General features: G+C 45.1%; 27 protein-coding genes. 20 read left to right on the top strand and 7 right to left on the bottom strand.

All coding sequences use genetic code 11. The features are described 5' to 3' along the window. The first annotated feature begins 19 nt into the window (after window positions 1–19). From AC5O63_RS21950 to AC5O63_RS21935, 4 genes are all read left to right on the top strand, one after another. Window positions 20–724 (top strand): DUF484 family protein, encoded by a 705-nt coding sequence (locus tag AC5O63_RS21950; protein ID WP_494506244.1) that lies wholly within the window; start codon window positions 20–22, stop codon window positions 722–724. Continuing rightward, entirely contained in the window at window positions 696–1,625 is a 930-nt protein-coding gene (gene xerC / locus AC5O63_RS21945) for a tyrosine recombinase XerC (protein WP_494506243.1), read from the top strand. Before AC5O63_RS21950 ends, xerC begins: the two co-directional genes overlap by 29 nt. Continuing rightward, complete coding sequence (yigB, locus tag AC5O63_RS21940; protein WP_494506255.1) at window positions 1,625–2,347, top strand: 5-amino-6-(5-phospho-D-ribitylamino)uracil phosphatase YigB; 723 nt, start codon at window positions 1,625–1,627, stop codon at window positions 2,345–2,347. The genes xerC and yigB overlap by 1 nt, the downstream gene beginning before the upstream one ends. Before the next feature lie 96 nt (window positions 2,348–2,443). Continuing rightward, the gene (locus AC5O63_RS21935) at window positions 2,444–4,918 is read left to right on the top strand and encodes a bifunctional diguanylate cyclase/phosphodiesterase (RefSeq protein WP_494506242.1); all 2,475 of its coding nucleotides are present in this window, start codon (window positions 2,444–2,446) and stop codon (window positions 4,916–4,918) included. Here AC5O63_RS21935 and AC5O63_RS21930 read toward each other — a convergent pair. Together AC5O63_RS21930 and AC5O63_RS21925 are read right to left on the bottom strand one after the other, a co-directional pair. Next, window positions 4,915–5,532 carry a tRNA-uridine aminocarboxypropyltransferase gene (locus AC5O63_RS21930; RefSeq protein ID WP_494506241.1) on the bottom strand — a complete coding sequence of 206 codons (618 nt, stop codon included), beginning with the start codon at window positions 5,530–5,532 and terminating at the stop codon, window positions 4,915–4,917. The genes AC5O63_RS21935 and AC5O63_RS21930 overlap by 4 nt on opposite strands. Next, window positions 5,529–7,061 carry a COG3650 family protein gene (locus AC5O63_RS21925; protein ID WP_494506240.1) on the bottom strand — a complete coding sequence of 511 codons (1,533 nt, stop codon included), beginning with the start codon at window positions 7,059–7,061 and terminating at the stop codon, window positions 5,529–5,531. The genes AC5O63_RS21930 and AC5O63_RS21925 overlap by 4 nt, the downstream gene beginning before the upstream one ends. Window positions 7,062–7,099: 38 nt before the next feature. Here AC5O63_RS21925 and AC5O63_RS21920 point away from each other — a divergent pair, with 38 nt between their 5' ends. Further along, the gene (locus AC5O63_RS21920) at window positions 7,100–7,570 is read left to right on the top strand and encodes an EVE domain-containing protein (protein WP_494506239.1); all 471 of its coding nucleotides are present in this window, start codon (window positions 7,100–7,102) and stop codon (window positions 7,568–7,570) included. Between the two features lie 62 nt (window positions 7,571–7,632). On the opposite strand, the gene AC5O63_RS21915 is transcribed toward AC5O63_RS21920, so the two are convergent. Continuing rightward, on the bottom strand, window positions 7,633–8,460 hold the full coding sequence (locus AC5O63_RS21915) for a Cof-type HAD-IIB family hydrolase (RefSeq protein ID WP_494506238.1): 828 nt from the start codon (window positions 8,458–8,460) through the stop codon (window positions 7,633–7,635). A 108-nt stretch (window positions 8,461–8,568) separates the two neighbouring features. Beyond that, a complete protein-coding gene (locus tag AC5O63_RS21910) occupies window positions 8,569–9,555 on the bottom strand; it encodes an alpha/beta fold hydrolase (RefSeq protein ID WP_494506237.1) in 987 nt (328 codons plus the stop codon). An 86-nt stretch (window positions 9,556–9,641) separates the two neighbouring features. Here AC5O63_RS21910 and rhtB point away from each other — a divergent pair, with 86 nt between their 5' ends. From rhtB to AC5O63_RS21875, 7 genes are all read left to right on the top strand, one after another. Further along, window positions 9,642–10,259 carry a homoserine/homoserine lactone efflux protein gene (gene rhtB, locus AC5O63_RS21905; RefSeq protein ID WP_494506236.1) on the top strand — a complete coding sequence of 206 codons (618 nt, stop codon included), beginning with the start codon at window positions 9,642–9,644 and terminating at the stop codon, window positions 10,257–10,259. Window positions 10,260–10,280: 21 nt separating this feature from the next. Further along, window positions 10,281–11,507: an EAL and HDOD domain-containing protein gene (locus AC5O63_RS21900; RefSeq protein WP_494506254.1), complete on the top strand. Its 1,227-nt coding sequence runs from the start codon at window positions 10,281–10,283 to the stop codon at window positions 11,505–11,507. Window positions 11,508–11,604: 97 nt separating this feature from the next. Continuing rightward, a complete protein-coding gene (locus AC5O63_RS21895) occupies window positions 11,605–11,946 on the top strand; it encodes a metalloregulator ArsR/SmtB family transcription factor (RefSeq protein WP_004745032.1) in 342 nt (113 codons plus the stop codon). A 24-nt stretch (window positions 11,947–11,970) separates the two neighbouring features. Further along, entirely contained in the window at window positions 11,971–12,972 is a 1,002-nt protein-coding gene (locus AC5O63_RS21890; RefSeq protein WP_004745033.1) for an ArsJ-associated glyceraldehyde-3-phosphate dehydrogenase, read from the top strand. A 69-nt stretch (window positions 12,973–13,041) separates the two neighbouring features. Next, window positions 13,042–13,539, top strand: coding sequence for a cyclin-dependent kinase inhibitor 3 family protein (locus tag AC5O63_RS21885; protein ID WP_171325778.1), 498 nt, complete (start codon window positions 13,042–13,044; stop codon window positions 13,537–13,539). A 71-nt stretch (window positions 13,540–13,610) separates the two neighbouring features. After that, window positions 13,611–14,831, top strand: coding sequence for an organoarsenical effux MFS transporter ArsJ (gene arsJ / locus AC5O63_RS21880; protein WP_494506235.1), 1,221 nt, complete (start codon window positions 13,611–13,613; stop codon window positions 14,829–14,831). A gap of 100 nt (window positions 14,832–14,931) precedes the next feature. Continuing rightward, complete coding sequence (locus AC5O63_RS21875; RefSeq protein WP_494506234.1) at window positions 14,932–15,945, top strand: acyltransferase; 1,014 nt, start codon at window positions 14,932–14,934, stop codon at window positions 15,943–15,945. On the opposite strand, the gene AC5O63_RS21870 is transcribed toward AC5O63_RS21875, so the two are convergent. Beyond that, entirely contained in the window at window positions 15,942–16,274 is a 333-nt protein-coding gene (locus AC5O63_RS21870; RefSeq protein WP_004745037.1) for a DUF2500 domain-containing protein, read from the bottom strand. The two genes, AC5O63_RS21875 and AC5O63_RS21870, sit on opposite strands and share 4 nt — an antisense overlap. 267 nt (window positions 16,275–16,541) lie before the next feature. Here AC5O63_RS21870 and AC5O63_RS21865 point away from each other — a divergent pair, with 267 nt between their 5' ends. The 4 genes from AC5O63_RS21865 to AC5O63_RS21850 all read left to right on the top strand — a co-directional run bounded on the left by AC5O63_RS21865 (window position 16,542) and on the right by AC5O63_RS21850 (window position 19,487). After that, window positions 16,542–16,907, top strand: coding sequence for a hypothetical protein (locus AC5O63_RS21865; protein ID WP_004745038.1), 366 nt, complete (start codon window positions 16,542–16,544; stop codon window positions 16,905–16,907). Window positions 16,908–17,830: 923 nt separating this feature from the next. Then, window positions 17,831–18,454 (top strand): lysoplasmalogenase, encoded by a 624-nt coding sequence (locus AC5O63_RS21860; RefSeq protein ID WP_494506233.1) that lies wholly within the window; start codon window positions 17,831–17,833, stop codon window positions 18,452–18,454. 62 nt (window positions 18,455–18,516) lie between these two features. After that, window positions 18,517–18,753: a YecH family metal-binding protein gene (locus AC5O63_RS21855; protein ID WP_004745040.1), complete on the top strand. Its 237-nt coding sequence runs from the start codon at window positions 18,517–18,519 to the stop codon at window positions 18,751–18,753. A 149-nt stretch (window positions 18,754–18,902) separates the two neighbouring features. Continuing rightward, window positions 18,903–19,487, top strand: coding sequence for a YhgN family NAAT transporter (locus tag AC5O63_RS21850; protein WP_004745041.1), 585 nt, complete (start codon window positions 18,903–18,905; stop codon window positions 19,485–19,487). Window positions 19,488–19,537: 50 nt separating this feature from the next. Here AC5O63_RS21850 and AC5O63_RS21845 read toward each other — a convergent pair whose 3' ends face one another. Then, window positions 19,538–19,804 (bottom strand): DUF1145 domain-containing protein, encoded by a 267-nt coding sequence (locus AC5O63_RS21845; RefSeq protein ID WP_004745042.1) that lies wholly within the window; start codon window positions 19,802–19,804, stop codon window positions 19,538–19,540. 13 nt (window positions 19,805–19,817) lie between these two features. Then, window positions 19,818–20,417, bottom strand: a complete 600-nt coding sequence (gene rsmD / locus AC5O63_RS21840; RefSeq protein WP_171383705.1) for a 16S rRNA (guanine(966)-N(2))-methyltransferase RsmD — start codon at window positions 20,415–20,417, stop codon at window positions 19,818–19,820. Window positions 20,418–20,627: 210 nt separating this feature from the next. On the opposite strand from rsmD, the gene ftsY reads away from it, so the two are divergent. The 4 genes from ftsY (at window position 20,628) to rpoH (ending at window position 24,713) form a co-directional block, all read left to right on the top strand. Further along, window positions 20,628–21,878, top strand: a complete 1,251-nt coding sequence (gene ftsY, locus AC5O63_RS21835; RefSeq protein WP_494506232.1) for a signal recognition particle-docking protein FtsY — start codon at window positions 20,628–20,630, stop codon at window positions 21,876–21,878. A gap of 161 nt (window positions 21,879–22,039) precedes the next feature. Next, the gene (ftsE, locus tag AC5O63_RS21830; protein ID WP_004745045.1) at window positions 22,040–22,714 is read left to right on the top strand and encodes a cell division ATP-binding protein FtsE; all 675 of its coding nucleotides are present in this window, start codon (window positions 22,040–22,042) and stop codon (window positions 22,712–22,714) included. Beyond that, a complete protein-coding gene (gene ftsX / locus AC5O63_RS21825) occupies window positions 22,704–23,672 on the top strand; it encodes a permease-like cell division protein FtsX (protein WP_486787149.1) in 969 nt (322 codons plus the stop codon). Before ftsE ends, ftsX begins: the two co-directional genes overlap by 11 nt. A 183-nt stretch (window positions 23,673–23,855) precedes the next feature. Continuing rightward, a complete protein-coding gene (gene rpoH, locus AC5O63_RS21820) occupies window positions 23,856–24,713 on the top strand; it encodes an RNA polymerase sigma factor RpoH (protein ID WP_004745047.1) in 858 nt (285 codons plus the stop codon). Window positions 24,714–24,736: the final 23 nt, after the last annotated feature.

Here is a 24,736-nt window from a genome sequence, read left to right as displayed (position 1 = left end):
GAAACAATAAGGAACAGACGTGTCTCAAATTGAAGCGGATGCGCTTACGGCAGAAGTGGTTGCCGAATACTTACGTGACAATCCGGACTTTTTTCATCATCGTCGAGATTTAGTCGATAGACTGGCGTTACCTCATCAAGAGCAAGGTGCTGTTTCATTAGTGCATGTGCAAATGAACCGCCAACGTCAGCGTATTGAAGAGTTGGAAGAAGAGATCACCGCTTTAATGTCATTAGCAAAGAGTAATGATCGTACGTTCCATGAGTTTATGCAGCTCCAGGAACAAATCCTTAAGTGCGATTCATTGCTTTCGGTGGTGAAAGCGATTGAAGAAATGGCTAAATCACTTGATCTGATTGCCTATGTTCGTCTGTTGGATAACGAATCAAGTTACTATTCATTAAGCAAAGAAAATTACCAACGCTTTGCGACCAACCATCTCAATGGCAAGGGCGCTTATCTAGGCCGTATGCGTAAAGTGGATCGCGAACTGTTGTTTGATGACAACCAACGTGCTCCGGAAATGGGTTCCTACGTGGTATTACCGCTACAGAAGAAATCTCTGCAAGGTGTGCTGGTCTTTTCGAGCAGCGATGGCGGACACTTCCAACCGCATATGGATACTTTATTCTTGCGCCATCTAGCCTTAGTTCTTTCCCACCTAGTCGACAGCCTACCTTGGCAAAGCGAAGACCATGAGCGAATCACTAGCACCTCTGCCTAATGGTCTCCAACGGCCCCTTGAACGTTTCTACGAATATATGCGTAGTGAAAAGGGGCTGAGCTTACATACTCAACGTAACTACAAACAACAACTTGAAACCATGGCGCAGCATCTGGCTCATTTGGGGCTTAAAGAGTGGCAACAGGTTGATGCGGGCTGGGTGCGTCAGTTAGCCAGTAAAGGTATGCGAGAAGGTATGAAAGCCAGCAGCTTGGCGACTCGCTTATCTTCGCTGCGTAGCTTCTTTGATTTCCTGATCTTGCGTGGAGAAATGACGGCAAATCCTGCTAAAGGTGTCTCGGCACCACGTAAGAAACGTCCACTGCCTAAAAATCTAGATGTGGATGAAGTGGGGCAACTACTTGAAGTGAACGAGGACGATCCATTAGCGGTACGCGATAGAGCCATGATGGAACTGATGTATGGGGCCGGTTTACGCTTGGCTGAATTGGTCAGTATCAATGTTAAAGATGTCAACTTCTCCGCTGGCGAACTTAGAGTTGTCGGTAAAGGTGACAAAGAGCGAAAAGTGCCTTTTTCTGGTATGGCGGCAGAGTGGGTTGCCAAATGGTTGAAGCTAAGAGTTAGCGTAGCCAATAGCGATGAGAATGGTTTATTTGTCTCTAAACTAGGCGTAAGAATCTCACATCGCAATGTGCAGAAACGAATGGCTGAGTGGGGACAAAAGCAGTCGGTAGCCAGTCATATCAGCCCCCATAAATTGCGTCACTCTTTTGCCACGCATATGCTGGAATCGAGTAACAATCTGCGTGCGGTGCAGGAATTGCTCGGGCATGAGAATATCTCGACCACGCAAATCTATACTCACCTAGATTTTCAGCATCTTGCCGAAGTGTACGACCAGGCTCACCCAAGAGCGAAGAAGAAGGATAGCGAGTGATGAAGTTTTTCCGCCATTTGCAACCGATCCAAGCGATGACCTTCGACCTTGACGATACCCTTTATGATAATCGCCCGGTGATTCGACAGGTTGAGGCAAAAATGGTGGCTTGGCTGCATAAGTATCACCCTATTTCTGCCACTAAGACATTGCGCTGGTGGTATGACTTAAAGCGCTCATTGGCGGAGGACGAGCCTTGGCTGCTCAATGACGTCACGCTGTGGCGCTTTAAGCAGATTGAGAAGGGTTTATATATTCTTGGTTATCAACCGCAGCAGGCAGAGCAGGCGGCGAACGAGGCTATTGATGAGGTGCTTCGCCTGCGTAGTGATTTTACTGTCCCGAAGGAGTCACATGAGGTCATGGCAGAACTCGCTAAGCGCTTACCATTAGTTGCGATAACCAATGGTAATGTTGATGTTGAGAAGATCGGTTTGTCTGACTATTTTTCATTAGTATTAAAGGCAGGGCCGGATGGCTACGCAAAACCTCACTCCCAGTTGTTCGACAAGGCTCAATCTTTCTTAGCAATGCCTACAGAGAATATTCTGCATGTCGGAGATCACTTAATTTCTGATGTGGTTGGTGCAAAGAAAAGTGGCTTTCAAGCTTGTTGGTATAATGATCAAGGTGTGAATATTTACCAGGTCAATAAAGCCCGCATGCTACCAGATGTTGAAGTGAATCGTTTACATGACTTATTGCTATTGAGTGAGATGTAAATAACATCTGACCAAAACAACACTTTTCATATTGGTTTAGTTGGATTACGGTATAGCAAAACATAAATCTAATTAAACAACGTCTCAGGCTTTTGAATGCGCACATATTCAGCGCTGGTTAACAACAATCAGCAATTACAAGCGCATCTAAGGGATATACCGACGGAGAAATACTCTTCGTTTCTTGTTCAGCTTCTGTCTACGGATCCGGAACAGGTCGCATGTGATTATGCGGACCAAATTCTAGAGCATATTCCTGGATGCCACATCATAGGTCATAGTACTCGCCATACTATTTTTGATGGTCAGATTGTCCATCGAGGTAGCTTGGTGTCAGTTTCCTGCTTTGAACACTCTTCCATTACTTCTACTTGTGTCCCCATTACCAATAATCCGCTCTCTGAAGCGAAAGAGATCGTTAATGGCTTAGCGTTAACCCACCAAACTAAGTCAATTATTAGCTTCTCACAGCATGTCAGTTCCCTCGATTTTAATCTCTACCAAGCGTTAGGCTCTCTCACCGATGTACCGATCAGTGGTGGCGTAGCAGCCAATGTTGATGACAGAGATGAGTGGGTTCTATGCGGCAACCAAACATTCCAGAAAATGACGGTGTCAGCTGCGCTGCATGGGGACAAGTTACAGGTTTGGCGTAGCGCTTTCTCTGAGTGGACGCCGATAGGTGGACCGCTTCGGGTAACGGATGCGCATGGGACTCAATTACGTTCGTTGGATTACCAACCTGCTTATGAACTCTATCAGACCCGTCTCTCTGAAGGTCGGACTCTGGCTTTAGAGCAGATGCTGAGTTTCCCTCTTAAAAGTAGCTCTGGCGTGGTCAGCTGCCCTAGAGAGCTCTATCCCGACGGCAGTATTGAAGTCGATAATGCGGTGACTATTGGTGATGAAGTGCGTATTTGCTATAACCACCCGTCGTTGACTTTAGAGCAAGTTAGGCATGATGTTATTGGTTTAGCCCAGCATAACCCAGAGTCTATATTCATCTATAACTGCGAGTCGCGTTTGGAGTTTATTGAAGGCGTCAGTGAAATCCAACTGTTCGATGAGTTCGAAAGCTGTTGTGGCTCTTTCTGTTTGGGCGAGTTTTTCCGAGGTGACTCTCAGCAATCACTTCATCACAGCATGACTTATGTTGCTTACAGTGAAGACTCTGCTCGTCCGGCGCTGACTTTTAACGAAAAAGCAGAGTTTCCGGTTTCTCCTTTGTTTCATTTAATTAGCTATACGATTGATAACCTGAATCAAACGCAAAAGAGTATGGAGCTAAAACTTGCTGAGCAAACCGAGAAGCTGATCAATAGTTACCGCCTGGACAAGCATACCGGGCTAAAAAATCGCGTTGCTTTGCAAGAAAGGCTCAAAGTCGTCAATACGGATGAGCATGTGGCGACATTGAAACTGTCTAATTTTCATCAGATTAATGAAAAGTATGGTTATCAAGTTGCGGATGAGCTTATCCGCGACTTAAGTGATTACTTTACGGATAACCTCTCCGATCTGCATTGGGCCCCATTTGTTCAGCAGCTCTACTATATTGGCACAGCAGAATGGGCTTTGGTGTTTTCATCGGATATCGCCACCAATGAGCTCCAACAAGAGCTATCTCAGTTTGCTGATAAGGTAGAACATATTAACTTTGAGCCTTATGGGTTACCTGAGGTCGATTATCTGTCGGTGTCTATTTCTGGTGGCATCGCCAGTAAGCGCGATTTCCCGACGATCTCTGGTGATGAACTTTTACTTAAGTCGATCGATGCACGTCGGATTGGTAAAGCGCGTAATACCCACTTTATTAACGCCAAAGATTATTCTATCAGTGAGTTAGAGCAAAGGGACAAGCTCGATTTGATGGGGGTAGTCAGCCGCGCCATCCTCAATAAGCGAATTATTACCTATAGCCAACCGATTTTTGCCGCACATACCCGTGAGCAGGTTTCCCAAGAGTGCTTAGTACGTATTGAAGATGATGGTGAGATTATCGCGCCAGGGCGTTTCTTACCTATCGTTGAGGGTACGCATCTCTATACTCGTTTAAGTCGTCATATGCTGACATCAACCATAGCGCATATGGCAGACAAGCAAGCCTCATTTTCAGTCAATTTATCTCCACAGGATATGCTCAGTGACAAGACGCTTTACCTCCTTGAGCAGTCGGTTGCGAAGATGAATGACCCATATCGCTTAGGCATTGAGGTCTTGGAGTCTGAACGGATTAAGGATTTTGGCCGTATGGCTGAGATTTGTGGTCACTTTAAGCAGCTTGGTGTTCGTTTGCTGGTGGATGATTTTGGCTCTGGTTACTCCAATATTGATGAAATTATTCGCCTAGAGCCGGATGTGATTAAACTCGATGGTAGTTTAATTAAGACTATCGATAAGGATCATAAACAGCGTCAGATTACCGGTCAGTTGGTCAAGTTATGCCAAGTGCTTAATGCAAAAACTGTCGCCGAGTTTGTTCACAATCAAGAGGTGTGCAACATCGCGGAAAGTATCGGCGTCGACTATCTGCAAGGGTTTTACCTCGCAGAGCCTAGTCGCTTGTTTTAGTCTTTAAAAACGTGACCGCTTTTGTCGGCCTTGAAAGCCAGCATATAGCGGTCAAAAAACTGCAACAGTTGCTCTGCTTGCTGTACTTGCTTAGCTTGTTTTAGCACTTCGCAGCCAACTTCTAACGTACATAAATGACCTTGCTCTTGGTTGCGACGTAATTGATAACGTGACGCTTGAGTCGGGTTAATATGCACTAAAGGTAGCTGCCTGAGCCACGGGCTCTTACGCAGCATCTTTTTCGCTTCCTGCCATGTACCGTCAAGGATGATAAACAAAGGTCGTTTCTCGTTCACTGCTGTCTCATCAATTGCCTGCGACACTGGAATACTTCCGTCATCAGGAAACAGCAAGTAGGCTTGATAATTTTCACTTTGTATTAAAGCCATTAACTTGTCACAAGGCTGAGTACGTTGCCAAACATGCACGCTCGTCGTAGACAGGCTTTTCTCTAACCACTGGCCAGTATTGGTCTCTCGGCCAATCTCATTCTCATGAGTTAACAGTGCAAGGTGGAAGCGAGTCTTGATGCTTGGTAGGTAGTGGCATACGCATTGATGCTGCAACTTGCACTGAGGGCAGTGATTGCCCTCAGTTGATTTAGCTTGGCTCACATTACTACGCCTTGCTGGTGAGGAGTTTGACCGTCAGAAAACAACTGGACAGGGCTAATCTGATCGTAGTTAGCGATGGGCGCAGAGCTTGGGTTAAGCGGATAGCTGTCCCCTTGATACTTTAAGACGTGTTGGTTCGGTGTCGCGCCACCACCGCTAACAAATAGGATTAAATCTTGCCACCCATTGGTTTGCTCTAGACCTAAGTTAATCGGCGTTCTTACTAGAGTAATGCGAGAGTTAAACTGCCATTGCTGTTGTTGATTCTCAAACAGCAGTAAGGTACAGCCGCCAGAGCCACACCAGTTCAGTTGAACTAAGAGTTCTTTATTGCCATCACCATTTAAGTCGTACTCCAACCAACGGTACTTAGTGTCGGTTGGGTCGATGTTGTCCGATTTAAAATACTCACGTATTGCATTGTCGACCTTAGGGTTGAACTCGGCGCTAGAAGGGATGGCTTGCGGATTTGAAGTCGCCTTCGAAGTAGCGCTTTGCGCGTCTTGCTGAGCTTTAAACAGAGTCAATCCACCATCGGCAATCGGATAGATAAGACTGCCTACCTTCTCTTGGCTAGCACTGAGTTGATAGCCATCACGAGTGAAGATTCGCTCTGACAATAATGCTTGCTGTTGATGACGAGTCATCACTACTTGAATCTGGTCTTTGTTAAGCTGCTGCCAGTAGCCACTCTCAACGGAATCCGCTTCTCCTGTCGTGTAGCTGTAGGTGGTTGTCGCTGAGTGATCCGGAAAGATTTTTAATGCGACGCTAAAGTTGCTCGATTTGGTTGAGGCCGCTTGATAAAGACCAGTCCAATCCTGAGTGGCGTCTTGATTCGACAGGGTGGCACATCCTTGGTAGCTGTTTCCTTCAAGCTCAAGGGTTGCACTCCAACCATAAAGTGAGTCGCTCATCCCATCAACACAGCTACGTTGGTTGAGCTCTAGTGACCCGCCTTCAAACTGGTAACGACGTCGATCAGATTCAATACGGCTACCTGAGAGCGCTAACTGGCGTTTATCTTCACCGATTTTCTGAAAAGTCAGCGCGTTGCTGGCGAAATCAATCGACCAGAAGGGCTCATTACCAAAAGCTCTCGTCGGTTTAAGCGCTTGATCGCAACGCTTTGGATTCTCTGCACTAAGCAGGTTAATCGAGTCGACAACAAAGCGTGCACTGTAGTCAGCAACAAAACCATCCGCGTGGCCAGTTTCAAGGTGACCGATAACTTCGCCATAAAGAGGAGCGTAAGGAGAGCGAACTAACTTTAGTGCTTGATGAAAGCGATCATCAGAGATATCGAGCCAATACTGTTGATTACTATCACAGGGGGTAATAGAGCGCACTTCATGGCCAAGCACGATATCACCGCGCATAACAAAATTTTGAGGCTTTATTGTGTCAGGCTTGTCTAAGCTCGCTTGCACGACAGGTTTAGATTCGCTGTCTTTGATGGTCGTTGACGTCGAACAGGCTTGCAATGCGAGTAAAATGATCACAGCCGCTGGGTTTCGGAGCGCCTTCATGCTATATCTTCCCTATTAAGAAACTGGCGGAGCCTATTATGGCATATTGGCTATTCAAAACTGAACCAGACACCTTTTCTATTGACACACTCCGAACACAAAATACCTCATGCTGGGAAGGAGTACGTAATTATCAGGCACGTAACATGATGCGTGATCAGGTCAAACTCGGTGACTTGGTGCTGATCTATCACTCATCTTGCAAGAAAGTGGGAGTGGCAGGGATTGCGAAAGTGGTTAAGGAGTCATACCCCGACCATTTCTCATTTGATCCTGAAAGTGATTACTACGACCCGAAATCAACGCCGGATAACCCACGCTGGTTTATGGTTGATATTGAATTTGTGCGTAAGACAGATCGTTTGATCCCATTGTCTGTGATGAAAGCGATGCCAGAACTAGAAAATATGCCGCTGGTGAAAAGAGGTAATAGGCTGTCTATCATGCCGGTCACAGAGCAAGAGTGGGCTGCGATTTTAGATAAAGAGAAGCTGCCTAGCCAAAGGTAACTGCGATAACAAAACAGGCTGCACAATGCAGCCTGTATTAAATTGATAGCGATAGCCGCTAGTTAAAAAAGATTGTCGTGCAGGTAGTGAGCCACAGCATCATCTTCATTGCTGCCAATCACCTCATTGTTTGGTAGCGCTTCTTTCACTTTATGGTGCGAGGTGCCCATCACCAAACCTTTTCCTGCCATTTCTAGCATCTCTGCATCATTCATCCCGTCACCAAAGGCGATACAGTTCTCTAGGTTCAGATCTAAAGATTTTGCGACGGCTTCAAGCGCGTGGCCTTTTGATACTTCAGCAGCCATGACTTCAAGGCACCAAGGTGTTGAGAAAGCAATGTTGAGTTGATCACCAAACTTTTCACGTAGTTTGTTTTCGAACGTCACAAGATGGTCGTGGTCTTGATCTGGGTGAGTGAAGAAGATTTTCGCAATGCCATCATTTGGCGCTGACGCTGCGTTAAAGCGTTTGTAGCTAAAGCCAGATTCACTGTGGAATTTAGCGAGTATTTCATCTTCTCGATCGAGTAACCAATCTTCGTTTTGATACATGTGGATAAAAATGCCTGGATCTTCGCTGATCACATCGATCACTGGCTGAACTAATTCTTCAGGGACATTCTTGCTGTACATCAGTTGATCATTTTGGTCATGAACACGCGCACCATTAGAGGTAATCATGTAAGCAGGAATACCGGCGATCTCACGGATACCAGCAACATCGACATGGTGACGACCCGTGGCAAAGACAAAGGTGAAGCCTTTTTCATGCAGCGCTTTCAGGGTTTGTTTTGAAAACTCGCTCAGCTGGTGGTTTGGTGCGAGTAAAGTGCCATCGAGATCGGAGGCTACAATGTGAAAAGGAGTATCTTTGCGTGCTTCGGTCATATCACCCTCATATGTACAACATGAATTACCTAATAAGGTAGAGGGCTCAGTTTACTTGAACATAAAGGGGAAAAAGAGGGTAAAGATCACCCTCTAGTATTTCCTATTTTAGTACTGCTCGAAAAAGGTCAGGGCGGTATCTAGGGCTTGGTTGCGATACTCATCTTTTTCAAACAACAGTTCATGTTTCGCGCCATGTACTATTTTAAATGCGCACTGAGTGTTGGTCCGAGCAAGTTTCTTGATAAATTGGATTTGCGCTTGATTAGACACGATTTGATCTTCGCCTGCCTGCATGACCAATAAAGGGACTTTTAAATGGCGAGTCATTAGATAACATTGCTTACAGGCCATTAGCCCTTGCCACACCCAACGTGTACTTGCGCCGCCAATTTTAAGCTCAGGTTGTTGCTCATAGAGATCGCGGAACCAATGATAGCGAACATCACTTTGGCTGAGAAAGTTCCCTTTAAACGGTTTAGGAAAATAAGCCACTTGGCCGGGAGCAAATGTTGGTTTGGGGTAAATAGCCGTTAATAGCTGGCCTAAAATTGTTGCAATCGGTTTTAGGTGCCAAGGGAGATCGACACCATACATAGGCGCACTGAGCGAAACCGCATCAAATGGGTATTCATAACTTTGAAGGTAGCGCGTGGCAATATTGCCGCCCATGGAGTGACCCAACAGATAACGCTTTTGGTATTGCTCCAAATTGAAATGGTGCAGCAGTTTGTCTAAATCTTTGACGTAGTCATCGAATTCTTCCACATAGCCCATCTGCTTGTCTTCAATCAGGCGGTCAGACAAACCTTGGCCGCGATGATCGTAAGAATAAATATCGTAACCTTGGCGGAACAGGTCGTAAAACAGCTCTTGATACTTTGCGCAGCACTCAATGCGTCCGTTGACCACAACAATTGCTTTGGTGTGTTCTGGAGCGCTGAGTTTAATCCAGTACAGAGCGGTTTTGTCGAACGATTTTATATAGCCTTCCTCTCTAGACTCCCATAATTTAGCAATATTGCTATTGATTGCTTGCTCAAAATTGGACTCTTGAGTATAAGAAGGAGTAATGTTGAAGCTTGAATCATTCATGGTTGTTAAGCGCCTGATTACGATTTCATTTTTGCGACAGATTTAGATTATGTGTCTCTAGCTGCATTTAGTCGAGGGGAAATACGATGGATATGCATGTTTGGCTTGCTTATGTAGTCACAGCGATTGTTTTTAGCTTAGCTCCGGGGTCTGGTACGGTGAACTCAATCAGTAATGGCTTGAGTTATGGTACGCGACGCTCGTTGGCGGCTATTGCCGGTCTACAGATAGGTCTGACTATCCATATTATGCTCGTTGGCGCGGGTATTGGCGCCTTGGTTGCTCAGTCTGCATTCGCCTTTAGTGTGATTAAGTGGGTGGGTGCCGCTTACTTAGTATGGTTGGGTATTCAGAAGTGGCGCGATCACTCTAGCTTAGCAGCCACGGAAGCGACTCAGCACCTATCGAGCATGAGTTTGATGCGTAAAGCGGTACTGATCAACCTGACTAACCCTAAATCGATAGTGTTTTTGGTGGCGCTGTTTCCTCAGTTTCTGGATCCGGCAAAAGACCAGTTAACTCAGCTTCTCGTGCTTGGAGTGACAACCGTGATCATTGATGCGTTTGTTATGTTGGGTTACACCAGTCTCGCAGCGCAGATGGGACGTTTTATTCGTTCAGATAAGATTATGTCGCGTATCAACAAAGTCTTTGGCTCTATGTTTATGGGTTGTGGTGCTTTATTGGCAACAGCGAAGGCGTAATTCACCATCATGCAAAAACGGATGAGAGACACCTATGTGGCTCGCCAACCTATACTTAATGCCAAGCGGCAAACCTTAGGGTATGAGTTGCTTTTTCGCGACGGTGAGAACAACGCATACCCTGCGCATGTTGAATCCAATCGGGCGACATACCGCCTGATTGTTGAGAACTTTCTTTCCATAGGCACCAATCCAGCCTTGGCCACCTCACGCTGTTTTATCAACTTTCCTCACTCTAGTTTAGTGCGCTTGTTGCCTCTCTCTTTGCCTAAAGAACAAATTGTCGTTGAAGTGTTGGAAACCTGCACACCAAATGACGAGTTGTTTTCAGCAATCAAGCAGATCCACGCTAATGGCTACCTAATTGCATTGGATGATTTTGTCTATAAGCCTGAGTGGGAACGATTTCTGCCTTATGTGCAAATAGTCAAAATCGATATTATGGCGACGGGGCTGGAAGAGTCTTGTGCTTTAGTTCAGGAACGCTTAGCCAAGGGAGTAAAGCGTAAGTTCCTCGCAGAGCGAGTCGAAACTGAGGAAGAGTTTATTGCCACGCGCTCAGCGGGTTTCAGCTTTTTTCAGGGCTACTTTTTCAGCAAACCACAAATCGTCCGCCAACGCTACGTCAGCCCTCAACACGCCATCGCGATGGAGCTGTTTAAAGAGGTGTGTCAGCCAGAAGTGGATTTTGAAAAGGTTGAGCGAATTGTCGCTCGTGATGTTGCGCTGTCGTACAAGCTACTGCGTTTCGTTAATACCATGTCGAATCGCATTGAAGTGCCTATCTCTTCTTTCCGTCAGGCCTTGGTATACCTTGGTCAAGATAAGCTTAAAATCTTCGTTTCTTTAGCGGTCGCCTCGTTCGTTTCGGCCAACAAGCCGAAAGAAATCTATACCTTATGTCTGCAGCGAGCTCAGTTTTTCTTGCTGATGGCGAACGACAATCCTTTCAACCAATTCCGCGAACAAGCCTTCCTGATTGGATTGCTGTCTCTGTTGGATTCGATGTTGGATATGTCCCTTAAAGACTTGGTGGATCAACTCCCTTTAGCGGCGGCAATCAAGGTTGCTTTGTTAGAGAGGCAAGGTCCTTTTGGCGACCTTCTAAGATTGGAAGAGTGCTACGAAAGCGCGGACTGGCAGGGGATGGAAGCCGCGTGTGATCAGTTGAATCTATCACTCAATGAAGTTATGCCGCGTATCTCTCAGGCTCAGCGTTGGAGCCAAGATCTCAACACCATCGTTTAGTCCCTTTATTAAGCTTTTATGACAATGTATATGTCAGGCTTGATCTCAGCTCGTTTTTAAATAAACATATGCGCATATCCATATATGAGTATGTTTTATGTTACCTCACCAATTCTTTAAGTTGTTATCTGATGAAACCCGAGTTCGCTGCTTGATGTTGATTATGCGCGAAGAGTGTTTGTGTGTAGGTGAATTGACCGAAGCGCTGCAAGAGAGCCAACCGAAAATTTCTCGTCATCTGGCTCAGCTACGCTCAAATGGCATTTTGGTTGATGTCCGTCAGGGGCAGTGGGTGTTCTACCGTTTAGCTGCTGATTTACCGGGATGGATGAAAAAATTGATAGATGATCTTGTTGCTTCTAACTGCCTTAAAACAGAGTACCAACAAGATATTGAACGACTTCATGCAATTCAGGCTCGACCTGTTTGCTGTCAGTAATTAAGTAACAAAAGAGATAGAGTTATGGCAATTAAAGTAGGTATTAACGGTTTCGGTCGCATCGGACGTTTAGCGCTTCGCGCGGCTTTTGATTGGCAAGAGCTAGAGTTTGTCCAGATTAATGACGTAGCGGGTGATGCTGCGACGCTCGCGCACCTGTTAGAGTTCGACTCAGTACAAGGCCGCTGGCACCATGAAGTGAAAGCCGAAGGCAACCAAATCTTAATCAATGGTCAGGTTATCAATACTACGCAAGAGAAAGATATCGATGCGATTGACTGGTCTGGCTGTGACGTAGTGATTGAAGCGACAGGTGTGCATCGTAAAACTTCATTCCTAAACAAATACCTAGCTCAAGGTGTTAAGCGCGTTGTCGTATCGGCACCCGTCAAAGAACAAGGCATCGCGAATATTGTCGTTGGCGTAAATGACGAGATATTCGACCCAGCGGTACACCAGATTGTAACTGCCGCCTCTTGTACCACTAACTGTATCGCTCCGGTAGTTAAAGTCATCAACGAGAAGCTAGGTATTGAGAACGCTTCGTTCACCACTATTCACGACTTGACCAACACACAAACCATTCTTGATGCGCCGCACAAAGATCTGCGTCGTGCGCGTGCTTGTGGTATGAGCTTAATTCCAACCACAACGGGCAGTGCGAAAGCGATTGTTGAGATTTTCCCTGAACTCGAAAATCGCATTAACGGTCATGCTGTACGTGTACCTTTGGCGAACGCTTCTCTTACCGACATTATCTTTGAAGTGAAGCAAGATACCACCGCAGAAGAAGTGAATGCGTTACTTAAAGAAGCTTCACAAGGTGAACTGAAAGGCATTCTGGGTTTTGAAGAGCGTCCACTGGTGTCGATTGACTACAAAGGTGACCAACGCTCTACGATTGTTGATGCGTTATCCACCATGTTGGTGGGTAAGCGTATGGTGAAAATCTACGCTTGGTACGACAACGAGATGGGTTATGCAACCCGTACGGCTGAGTTAGTCCGTACCGTTGGCTTGGCATAATACTCCTCATACTGAAGCGGCAACTCCAGTTATTTTGAATATTGGTTTTAAAAATTATTTAAGAGATTGATGACGATGACACATCCAACCTGGCAACTCGATGTTGAAAATGGTGCGTTAGTACTTACTCCGTGTCCTGGTACTAAAGGCGTTGAACTAGAGGCTTCTCTTGCGCAGTTAAAAGAGCAAGGCGTAGAAGCGATTGTGACCGCTTTAGACGATGCAGAGCTTGCAAGTAAAGATGTCTCTGAGCTTGGGGCTAAAGCACAGCAACTTGGTATGCAGTGGTTCCAAATTGAGATTGAAGATGATTGCGCTCCAGGTGCTGAGTTTGCCGCTAAGTGGCAAGCCGCTAGCCCGGAGCTACACAAAATCGTTGATAACGGCGGTAAAGTAGCCATGCACTGTATGGGCGGCTCAGGTCGTACGGGGCTTTTTGCGGCTCACCTATTGCTAGAGAAGCAGTGGAAATTGGAAGATATTGTGCGTGAAGTTCAAGCGCTGCGCCCAGGTGCCTTTACTAAACCAGTCCAAGTTGAGTACATCACCGCAGTAGCGGCCAAATAGTTGGGTCGAGAGCTTTTGGATCATAGGTGTCCAAAAGCTCTATCCGCTGTAACTAGTCGAGGGTTTCACCTATGTTCTCTAATCTCAGCAAAAGTGTCCGTCAGTACATGCTGGTGACGTTCAATTACTGGAACTTCACTATTACTGACGGTGCTCTGCGTATGCTGGTGGTGCTGTATTTCTATGACTTAGGTTATAGCTCGCTAGAGATCGCTTCACTGTTCCTTTTCTATGAATTTTTTGGTGTCGTGACCAATTTGATTGGTGGCTGGCTTGGTGCGAGGTTGGGTCTCAATAAGACCATGAACCTCGGTTTAGGAATGCAGATCGTGGCGTTGACTATGTTAGCAGTGCCACATGCTTGGCTGACTATACCTTGGGTCATGGCCGCTCAAGCCCTGTCTGGTATCGCTAAAGATCTCAACAAGATGAGCGCCAAGAGCTCAATCAAAACCTTAGTTCCGGATGAACAGCAGGGTGCGTTGTACAAATGGATAGCGATCTTAACGGGCTCTAAGAATGCTCTTAAAGGTGCGGGCTTCTTTGTCGGTGGTTTTCTGCTTTCCACCATTGGATTCAAATATGCAGTGTTGACTATGGCTGGGGTGCTGACGTTAGTGTTTATCGGTAGCGTGTTGAGCTTAGAAGCTGATTTAGGTAAAGCGAAAAGCAAACCTAAGTTTAAGCAGATATTCTCCAAATCGGAGTCGATCAATATCCTTTCCGCTGCACGAATGTTCCTATTTGGTGCTCGTGATGTGTGGTTTGTGATTGCTCTGCCCATCTACCTTGGCAGTGTATTTGGTTGGGATCACTCATGGGTAGGTGGTTTCCTTGCTATTTGGACGATTGCCTACGGTTTTGTCCAAGGTATCGCCCCTAAGATCACGGGTAAGGCTCAAGGTAAAGTGCCGGATGGCCATGCTGCTATGTTGTGGGCGGGTGGGCTTGCTATCGTCACGGCGGGTATCGCCTATGCTGTACAAGTCGGTTGGCAGCCACAATTGGTGATTGTTGGAGGCTTGATGGTTTTCGGTGCTATTTTTGCCGTCAATTCTTCACTGCACTCTTATCTGATCGTCAGCTATGCAAAAGGCGATGGTGTGTCACTCGATGTCGGTTTCTACTATATGGCTAATGCGATGGGGCGTTTGATTGGTACTATCCTTTCAGGGTTTGTGTTCCAGATGGCCGGTTTAGCTGCGTGCTTGTGGGTCTCTTTTGCTTTCCTTGCTTTGACGACCGTCATTTCGATTAAGCTACCTAAGATTAAACAAATCGCAACAGCGTAGAAATTTCCCACTGTTTCATGACTAAAAGCTGACCAAGGTAATACTTAGGTCAGCTTTTTTATTGCTATATTCAATAGGTTATGAGTACAAGGGGAGTGTCATGAGAGAAAGAGTTCTGTTTTTTGACTTACTGCGATGCGTAGCTGCGGTTGCGGTGATTGCGATTCACGTTCTTGCTCCGTACCGCCACGAACTTGGGCAGATCCCTTTTGGAGAGTGGGCCACTGCTGTCGGCGTGAATAGCGTCAGCCGTTGGGCGGTGCCAGTCTTTATCCTTATTACAGGCGCTTTGATGCTCAGTGATACACGCCCCTTCGATGGCAAATATTATGTCAAAAGGCGCTTGGGCAAAGTCCTTGTTCCATTCTTAGTTTGGTCATTGTTCTACGCTTATCTATCAGGTTGGAGCATCAACGGCTTTGATGCTTTAGTGGCTAAACAGGTACTCGCTGATAGCGCGACCCATGCGACTTATTATCACCTAGGGTTCTTCTATTATTTCATCCCACTCTATTTTGTGATTCCGTTTTTCCAATATGTGGTTAGGCAATATGGCGATAGCGCTCTATATGCCGTTGTCGCTATTTGGTTAGCGACGAGCTTACTGTTTTTACTAAGAGTTGATGGGCCTTGGAGTCATGAACTATGGCTATACAGTGGCTATCTTCCGCTTGGATACTTGTTGTATCAGCGAGTGCCACTCACTAAGTCTTATGTTGCTCTATTCACGTTACTTGGGGCAGCGGCACTATTTACTACCGGCTATATGGTGATCACTGACAGTATCGCGGCGCAGGAGTACACAGTCGGTCGATGGCTTTCGTACAAGACACTCAATGTTATTCTTGCAGCGAGTATGATTTTTATGCTTTGTCGTTACTTTGGCGAAGGGCTTTCACAAAAGTCTAATCAGGTGATTGGATTTATCAGCAAAAATAGCTTAGGTATCTATATTCTGCATCCGATTTTTCTTTGGCCAATGAAAGAGCTTGGTTGGCATCAAGGCCATCCGGCTTGGGTCATTCCGCTATGGATAGTGTTAAGCGGTGCGGGGGCATTGGCCTTAAGTTGGTTGCTTTCTCAATCTTCGCGTACGCGCTGGTTATTGCCTTAGCGCTTCATGGCGAAGTGAAGAAACTTGTCACCTTGGTAGGTTAGCGTACCTTGATCGCCTGGGTTTAGAGCGTGGAAATAGTGGATGCCTACCTGAAACTCACGCTTTGGCCCAATACGACCTTTCTGGACATAAATCCAATACTCTTGGTCATCTTGGCCTGGCTCGGCATCTTCGACCGCAATAGACTGCTTGTCGAGGACGGTAACTTCTGCGGTCTGTTCAGGTGCGTTTTCACCTTGAATGTGTTTACGATAGAAATGAACGAACGCCCAACCACTCGCCAAGGCGAAGATCACGATAAAAGCAAACAGTAATGGTAGTGACATGGTGGGGTCTCTCTTTCTCTCATCTCCTTTATAGTTTATCGACATTCTATAGATTGTGTTGGGCACGGCTCTTGCTATAAAAACAAAGTGATCAATAGCGTTAGAATCTTCGAGGCATATCACACACTAATAAGCGGCGTGACGACGCATTTCTGGTTAGCTATTGATTCTTTTACACAAATTTACTTGAAACTTGCACAAAAAGTGGGACAGTAGATAGAAGAAAGATCAAACACCCCCTAAACTTAATAGCGATGGAGGGAAACTATGTCTGATATTGAAAAAGTGGTCACTCGAACACGTAGACTCGAGAAGCTCCTCCGAACGCAATATCATGCTGACGGTAAGGGAATGCATCAGCTTATTACCAGTTGTGAAGAGCGTTTGCCTCATGATGTGATTGATAAGCTGAGATATATCGCGACCATTCGTAACAAGGTGGTGCACGAAGAAGATTTTAAGCTCGATAGCCGTAGAGACTTTCTTACTGTGTGCGATGAATGTGAAAAAGAGCTCACACCAAGAAGCAGTCGATTCATTTGGAGAGCAGCAATTACCTTGATGACGCTAATAACCTTGGCGGCATTACTCTTTTATTATGCGCATTGGGATATTTTATCGAAGCATTTATAGCTTAAGCTTTAAAAATGGCACTTTTTACAAGTGCCATTTGTTTAACCAATTGGCTAACTTTTGGTAGATAAATGAGTGCTAAATCACCAGAAAGTAAAAAGGGACGCAATCGCGTCCCTTTTTTATTTTGTCTATTTTTCTTAGTACATCATCGGCAGTGTCATTAGACCAACGACTACTGCGATCATTACAAGTCCTTGTTTTTGTGAAGAAGAAATCATAGCACTGCTCCTTAAATTTGATGTTTTACGATATGTTTTAAAGAATAGCAGCTTTTTTATGGTTAGATCAAGTAATTTAATGACTAGGCCTTAAAAAAATAACTTTTCTTACTTTGATTAGGGCATTTTGTCGTAACTATTTTGATTTTTAATGATGAGGTTTCTGTGTAAAAACTAGACTTTAGTCACTTTGTTGTGACTGTAAGGTGTTGTTTTTGTGTGTTTTTTCTTGTGTTTCAAAGTTGTTACTTTGCTAATTTTGTCGGTTTTGAATGCTTGGATCTTCTAGGCTTGGATGAGTGTCAATTTACAGTTTTATGACTTAATTCTGGCGTCATTTTAAATAAAGAGGTGTTGAAAAATGCCCTGAGTGTTCTTAGTTCAACTCATAAAATACAAACTGAAACTTTCCTCATCGCGCTTTTGATTGTAACTCATTGTTTATAATGGCTTATATTTCTTAATTGAGTGGCGATGCCTAGAATTGTGGGAATTTTGCCAGTTTGGTTAGCTAGGAATGAGCTAGGTTCTAAACAATAAATCATTATGAGCAGGTTGGTCCAAGTTGGTGCTTGGCTAGAATATCTTAGGGCTAGCTCTAGAGAGGTATTAGTATTATCGAGATCCAAGTTTTGCCTTTTGGCGGTAGACATCTATGACTCTCTGCCTACACTAGCAGCTCATTTTTATTGAGGTGTTCGAATGTGGAGCTGGCTATCTGTTGCCCTTTCTGGGTATATCAGTATTTCCGCTAATGAAAGTAATCACATAAGACAAGCAGCGATGTTTAAAACGATGTCGCTACTGATGCTACTCGTGATGCTCTGGAGCCAACAAGAGCTTGTAGGAGCGGCCGCTTGGTGGGTATCACTCGGTCTTATCATTTCAATGTTTGCTGATGGGCTCTACATCTTTAAAAAACACCTTAAGCTCTGCTTTGCTGGTTTTATTGCTGCGCAGCTTTGCTACAGCGCATCGTTTTGGTTCAAGCTTTCTGGCGAGATTGTTTGGTGGCTGCCAGCTATGTTGCTCGGTATAGGCGTGGTGAGTTTTTTCTTACTGCTGCCTAAAATAGACCGATTGATTTTTCCTGTAGTAATGATGGGCATTGTCTTGCTGCAACTAAACTGGGCGGCAGGGGAAGTGTGGTTAATTAATGGTGGTCTTGCTAGCCTTGCTGGGTTTATTGGTTCTATTACCTTAACGTTCTCAGCCGCTTTGTTAGCCATTCATGATTACCGACACTCTATAGTTAAAGGCCGTTATCTTATATCTGGTAGCTACCTACTCGCGCACTCTTTAATTACTGCGTCACTGATTATCTAAAATCAAAGAAACTTTTCTTATTGAAGGTATCCTCAATACAAACACATTATTGAGGATGGTTCATGTCAACTGAAATTCATGCCCATAACGTTCTAAACTTGCTAAGAGAACGTCCGATGTCTAAGCCAGAGCTAGAACAGGCGGTAAGTGAAGCATTTGGTGAGCAAGCGCGTTTTCGTACTTGTAAGTGCAATGGCTTCAACCTTGATAGCTTGCTTGAGTTCTTCATTGAGCGCGAAAAAGTGATCGTTAAGGATGGAATTTGGAGTGTGAATGCTGAGCGAGTGTGTAGCCACTAGGTTATAGGTTAGCCAACTCCTTGCTTGTGTCGATACTCATTTTATTGGCAAGATAAATTGCATTGATGCCTCCAAATCCTTGAACGAGATTGCTATACTTCGCCGACTTTTTATGCGCTTAGATTTATCCCGTTTTTTGGAGGCTTTTTATGGACATACTTTCCGCAGCGACCATGTTGTTCTTAATCATGGATCCGCTTGGCAATCTTCCTATTGTCCTATCTATCCTGAAACACTTAGATCCTAAACGTAGACGTAAAGTCCTGGTTCGTGAGTTATTCTTTGCGCTGGGCATCTTGCTGCTGTTCTTGTTCGCAGGTAAGAGCATTCTCAATTTCTTACATGTCCAGCCAGAAACGTTAAGTATCTCGGGTGGTATTATCCTGTTTATCATCGCCATTAAGATGATTTTCCCAAGCGGCGGTAGTATTACTGGCTTAGCAGCAGGTGAAGAGCCATTTATCGTTCCCATGGCGATCCCTATGATTGCTGGTCCGTCAGTGATTGCTGCGCTGCTGCTACTTTCTAGCCAACACCCAGATAACCTAGTCGAGTTATCAGCGGCGGTTCTTCTGGCTTGGGGCGTGACCTTCTTTATCTTAATGTTCTATAACTTCTTCCACCGTATATTGGGTGAGCGAGGTCTAAAAGCGGTAGAGCGCTTGATGGGATTACTACTGATTATGATCTCCACCCAGATGTTCCTAGATGGTGTGAAGGGTTATCTAGCCTAGGACTGACAGAGACAAAAATGCCGCTTTCAACAGCGGCATTTTTTATTTTCTTAAGTCATGTACTTACGACGGATATCGAGTAGGGCGAAAATACCGAAGATCAGAATTGACCACTTCTCCCATCGAGTCATCTTAATCTTGTCGCCAAAGGCACCAATGAAAATAGCCATTTGTATGCCGTGCATGATAAATAGGAATGCAGTCATGATGTAAAGTGCAATGGCTGCTTTACCTGGGAAAGGCATGAAAAAATTAAGAATAAGAATAAACCAAACAAAACCAATCGCGGCTTTGGCTAACATAATAAGTGCTTTCATTTAAGGTTCCTTATTAGCTTTGTTGTCTTTCAAACAGTCTGAAGCTGACCTGGCCTGCGTGCTTTTCTCTATGCAGATGCCAGTGGGCAGGGATTCCGTCAAGGCTCAGCTCTTTTTCTGTTTCAACATAGATCATCGCATCTTCGGCTAACCAGCCATTTTTCTCAAGTAGGGAAATTGTTTCGTTAAGTAACCCTTTACGAAAAGGGGGATCAATGAACACGACATGATGCGGCGTTCCAGCTTGCTTCAGATAACTAAGCGCATCGGTGTTGTGGGCCTGAAGGTTGGTTGCTTTCAATGCCGCGATGTTCTTTTTAATCTGATTGAACGCATTGGCATTGAGTTCAATTAAAGTCACCATTTCAGCTTGGCGAGAGGCGGCTTCAAAACCAAGCCCACCTGACCCCGCAAACAAATCTAAGCATTTAGCTCGAGGAATGTCCTGTGCTAGCCAGTTAAATAGTGTCTCTTTTACGCGATCGGTTGTCGGCCTTAATCCTTCAGCATCATGAACAGGGAGTTTACGTCCTCTCCATAAACCGCTAATAATACGAACAAAGCCAGTTGAAGGCTTTTTTTGTGATGTGTTTTGCTGGCGACGTCTTACCATAGATTTTTTGACCGCTAATAAAGTGATACTATAGCCAGTCGCTCTGCTGTGAGCGCTAACATACAGCCCAAATTTGTTGATGACAAAGTGTATACCATCCCATAGGTAGTTAAAAACTTTTCACTGTGTTGTCATTTTTCTTTTCTGTGCGTGGATAATCCGTGCGGAAAAGAGTCTGAGTTAAAATAAGACGATCTAGGATAGCCCCAGATGACGGAAAAAAAGAAGCGCGGATTACTTTCTTGGCTTGGTTTCGGCGATGAAGAGCAAACCAAGCAACCCGCTGAAGAACAACAAAATACCATTGAAGATGCTGTCGAAGAGACACCAGTTGTTGACGAGCAAGTTGAGCAACCTAAAACTGAACTAGCAGAAGCAGAAGCAGAAGCAGAAGCAGAAGCAGAAGCAGAAGCAGAAGCAGAAGCAGAAGCAGAAGCAGAAGCAGAAGCAGAAGCAGAAGCAGAAGCAGAAGCAGAAGAGGTTGTTGAAGTTGTCGAGCAGCCAGCTGAGCCACGTGTCGTTGAACAAGAAAAACCGACAGAAAGCTTCTTTGCTCGCTTAAAACGCAGCTTGGCTCGTACTAAAGCCAATATTGGCGCAGGCTTCTTCGGCTTGTTTAAAGACAAGCAAATAGACGATGAGCTATTTGAAGAGCTGGAAGAGCAGCTACTTATTGCCGATGTGGGTATGGATACTACGCTCAAGATCATCGATAACCTGACCGAGAAAGCGTCCCGCCAAGATCTTAAAGATGGTGAAGCCCTTTACGGCTTGCTCAAAGAAGAGATGGCAGAGATCCTATCTAATGTAGAGAAGCCACTGGAAGTCGACACCTCTAAAACCCCTTACGTGATTCTTATGGTCGGTGTGAACGGGGTTGGTAAAACGACAACCATTGGTAAGCTAGCGAAACAGTTCCAAGCTGAAGGCAAAAAAGTCATGCTTGCTGCGGGTGATACGTTCCGTGCCGCTGCGGTTGAACAGCTACAAGTTTGGGGTGAGCGAAACAATGTTCCTGTTGTCGCGCAGCATACCGGCGCAGATAGTGCTTCCGTTATCTACGACGCAATTGAATCAGCCAAAGCGAAAGGTGTTGATGTGGTTATCGCTGATACCGCGGGCCGCCTGCAGAACAAAGCGAACCTGATGGAAGAGCTGCGTAAGATCGTTCGTGTAATGCAGAAGGTCGATGGTTCTGCACCGCATGAAATTATGCTGACTTTGGATGCAGGTACCGGTCAAAACGCTATCAGCCAAGCAAAACTGTTTAGTGATGTCGCGCCGCTAACGGGTATTACCCTCACTAAGTTAGACGGTACTGCGAAAGGTGGCGTGATCTTCGCACTTGCCGATCAGTTCCAAATTCCAATTCGATACATTGGTGTGGGTGAAGGGATTGATGATCTGCGCCCATTTGAAACTCAAGAGTTTATTGATGCGCTGTTTAGCCGCGAAGACTAATCCCCGTCATATTTGAAGCTGCAGCGTTGTTGACGGCATCAATTCCGCCCTAATCAAATAGAGCACCTATGCTCATAGGGCTGAATGGATTTGTCGCCTAGCTGCAACTCCAACTATTTAGGGGATAAATACAATAGAGAAGTTCATAAGAGGGATTTCGGGTGATAAAATTTCAGCAAGTGAGTAAGGCTTATCGTGGTGGACGACAAGCCTTACAGAAGGTCGATTTTCATCTTCGTCGTGGTGAAATGGCTTTTCTTGGCGGACATTCAGGTGCCGGGAAAAGTACCCTGCTAAAGTTAATCTGTGCCATTGAGCGACCTACGGATGGCAAAATCAGCTTTAATGATCACGATATCACTCGAATTCCTAATAAGGATATTCCCTTTCTACGTCGTAATATTGGCATTGTGTTTCAGGATCATCGTTTGTTGATGGACCGAAGCGTGTTTGATAACGTCGCTTTGCCAATGCGAATAGAGTCAATCTCTGAGAACGAAATTAAGCGTCGAGTATCCGCGGCTCTGGATAAAACTGGGCTGTTAGACAAGGCGAAATGCTTGCCAAGCCAATTGTCTGGTGGTGAGCAGCAGCGTGTTGGTATCGCGCGTGCTGTGGTGAATCGACCAACCTTACTATTAGCGGATGAACCTACCGGTAACTTAGACCCTGAACTCTCTAGCCGAGTACTGAAGCTATTTGAAGAGTTTAACCGTGCTGGTGTCACTATCCTTTTAGCAACGCACGATATTGGGTTAGTGAACACTCGCCCACAATATCGCCATCTAGAGCTAAACCAAGGTTTTTTAAGTGAGGTGGAAGATTATGGGCACTAATAAGCGCAATAAAAACGCCAACGCCTCACGCGCTAAGAATCGAGTAAAGAAAGACAGCTTTTTTACCGTTCACTTTAAGCAAGCTAGACTTTCTCTGGCCGAATTTTGGCAGCGACCGCTGGGTAATATCCTTACTTTAGCGGTTATCTCGATGGCATTAGCCATGCCTTCTGCTTTGTACCTATTGGGTAAGAATATTTCTGCGGCTTCAACCAATGTCACTAGTCCGTCGCAAGTAAGTGCTTACATAGAAGAGCGCACACCTGAAGCACGGATCATGGTCCTCAAAGATGAACTAGAAACATCGCTTGATGTGGCTAAGGTTGAATACATCTCCCCGCAGCAAGGGCTAGACGACCTCAGCCAATACTCCGGTTTTGAACAGGCACTGAGCTTGTTAGACGACTACGCATTACCTGGCGTATTAGTGATTACACCGAGTAAAGATGATAAACAAGCGATTAAACGTCTCGCTGAGCGCGTCGCTAATGAAGAAGGTATTACCGATGTTCGCTTGGATGAAGATTGGTTAACACGACTCGACGCGATCAAAAATCTCGTCAGTGGCATCGTGATTACCTTATCAGTATTGATGCTTGGCTCTGTGTTCTTAATTGTTGGCAACACATTACGCTTTAACGTGTTAGCCAATAAAGAAGAGATTCAAACCATGAAGCTGATAGGGGCGACTAATAGCTATATTCTTCGCCCATATTTGTACTCTGGTATGTGGTTTGGTCTGTTAGGTGCGATTACAGCGTGGGTTTTAACAGCGGTAATCACAGTTCTACTTAATAGCAGCGTAGAAAAGTTGGCGCTTCTGTATGATAGCCACTTCAGATTAGTCGGTTTAAGTTGGGATGAGTCTTTACTGCTGGTGATGCTAGGAACCTTCCTCGGTTGTTTGGCGGCAAAGGTTTCAGCGCAGCGTCATCTCAAAGAAATTGAACCTGTTTAATTGAACCGGATTATTTTGTTGTTGTCATACTATTGAAAAAAGTAGACGCTACCGTATACTTTTTCTCTTGTATAGATGAATTGTTTATGCATAATAACCTTCCCCAGCTTGAAACCTGTTCATTTTAGGTTCAAGATTGTTGGGCTAAAACATACTCCAGATCAGAGACTGATGAGGACTTGAATGACTAACCAAGCATACCCAATGGCTGTAGTGACACAAGATAGCTTAGACAGCTATATTCGTTCAGTGAACAGCTATCCAATGCTAACTCCTGAAGAGGAGCGTGGACTTGCAGAGCGCCTGCATTACGACGGTGAAATCGAGGCTGCAAAAGGCTTAATCCTTTCGCACCTGCGCTTCGTTGTACACGTGGCTCGTGGTTATTCAGGTTACGGTCTACCAATGGCTGACCTTGTCCAAGAAGGTAACATTGGCCTGATGAAAGCAGTAAAACGCTTTAACCCTGAAGTCGGTGTTCGCTTGGTTTCATTCGCGGTGCACTGGATCAAAGCTGAGATTCACGAGTACGTTTTGCGTAACTGGCGTATTGTGAAAATTGCGACTACTAAAGCGCAACGTAAATTGTTCTTCAATCTGCGTAAGTCGAAAAAGCGCCTAGGTTGGTTTAACAATGGTGAAGTTGAAACTGTAGCGCGTGAGTTAGGTGTAGAGCCTTCAGAAGTTCGTGAAATGGAATCTCGCTTGGCTGCGCAAGATGCGACATTTGAAATGCCAACCGATGATGATGACTCAAATGCTTCTTACACTGCACCTATGGTGTATTTAGAAGACAAGTCTTCTGATGTTGCCGACAATGTTGAAGCAGCAAACTGGGAAGCGCACACTAACAATCGCTTGAGCTTAGCACTAAAGAGCTTAGATGAGCGTAGCCAACATATTGTACGTTCACGTTGGTTAGATGATAACAAGTCGACGCTGCAAGAATTGGCAGAAACGTATAGTGTATCTGCAGAGCGAATTCGTCAGCTAGAAAAGAACGCGATGAAGAAATTGAAAGCGGCGGTTGGTGAATTCTAACCTCTGACTTTTCAAAAAGAATT

The sequence above is a fragment of the Vibrio sp. SCP2 genome (assembly GCF_059295395.1).
This window is presented reverse-complemented; position numbering and strand designations above follow the sequence as displayed.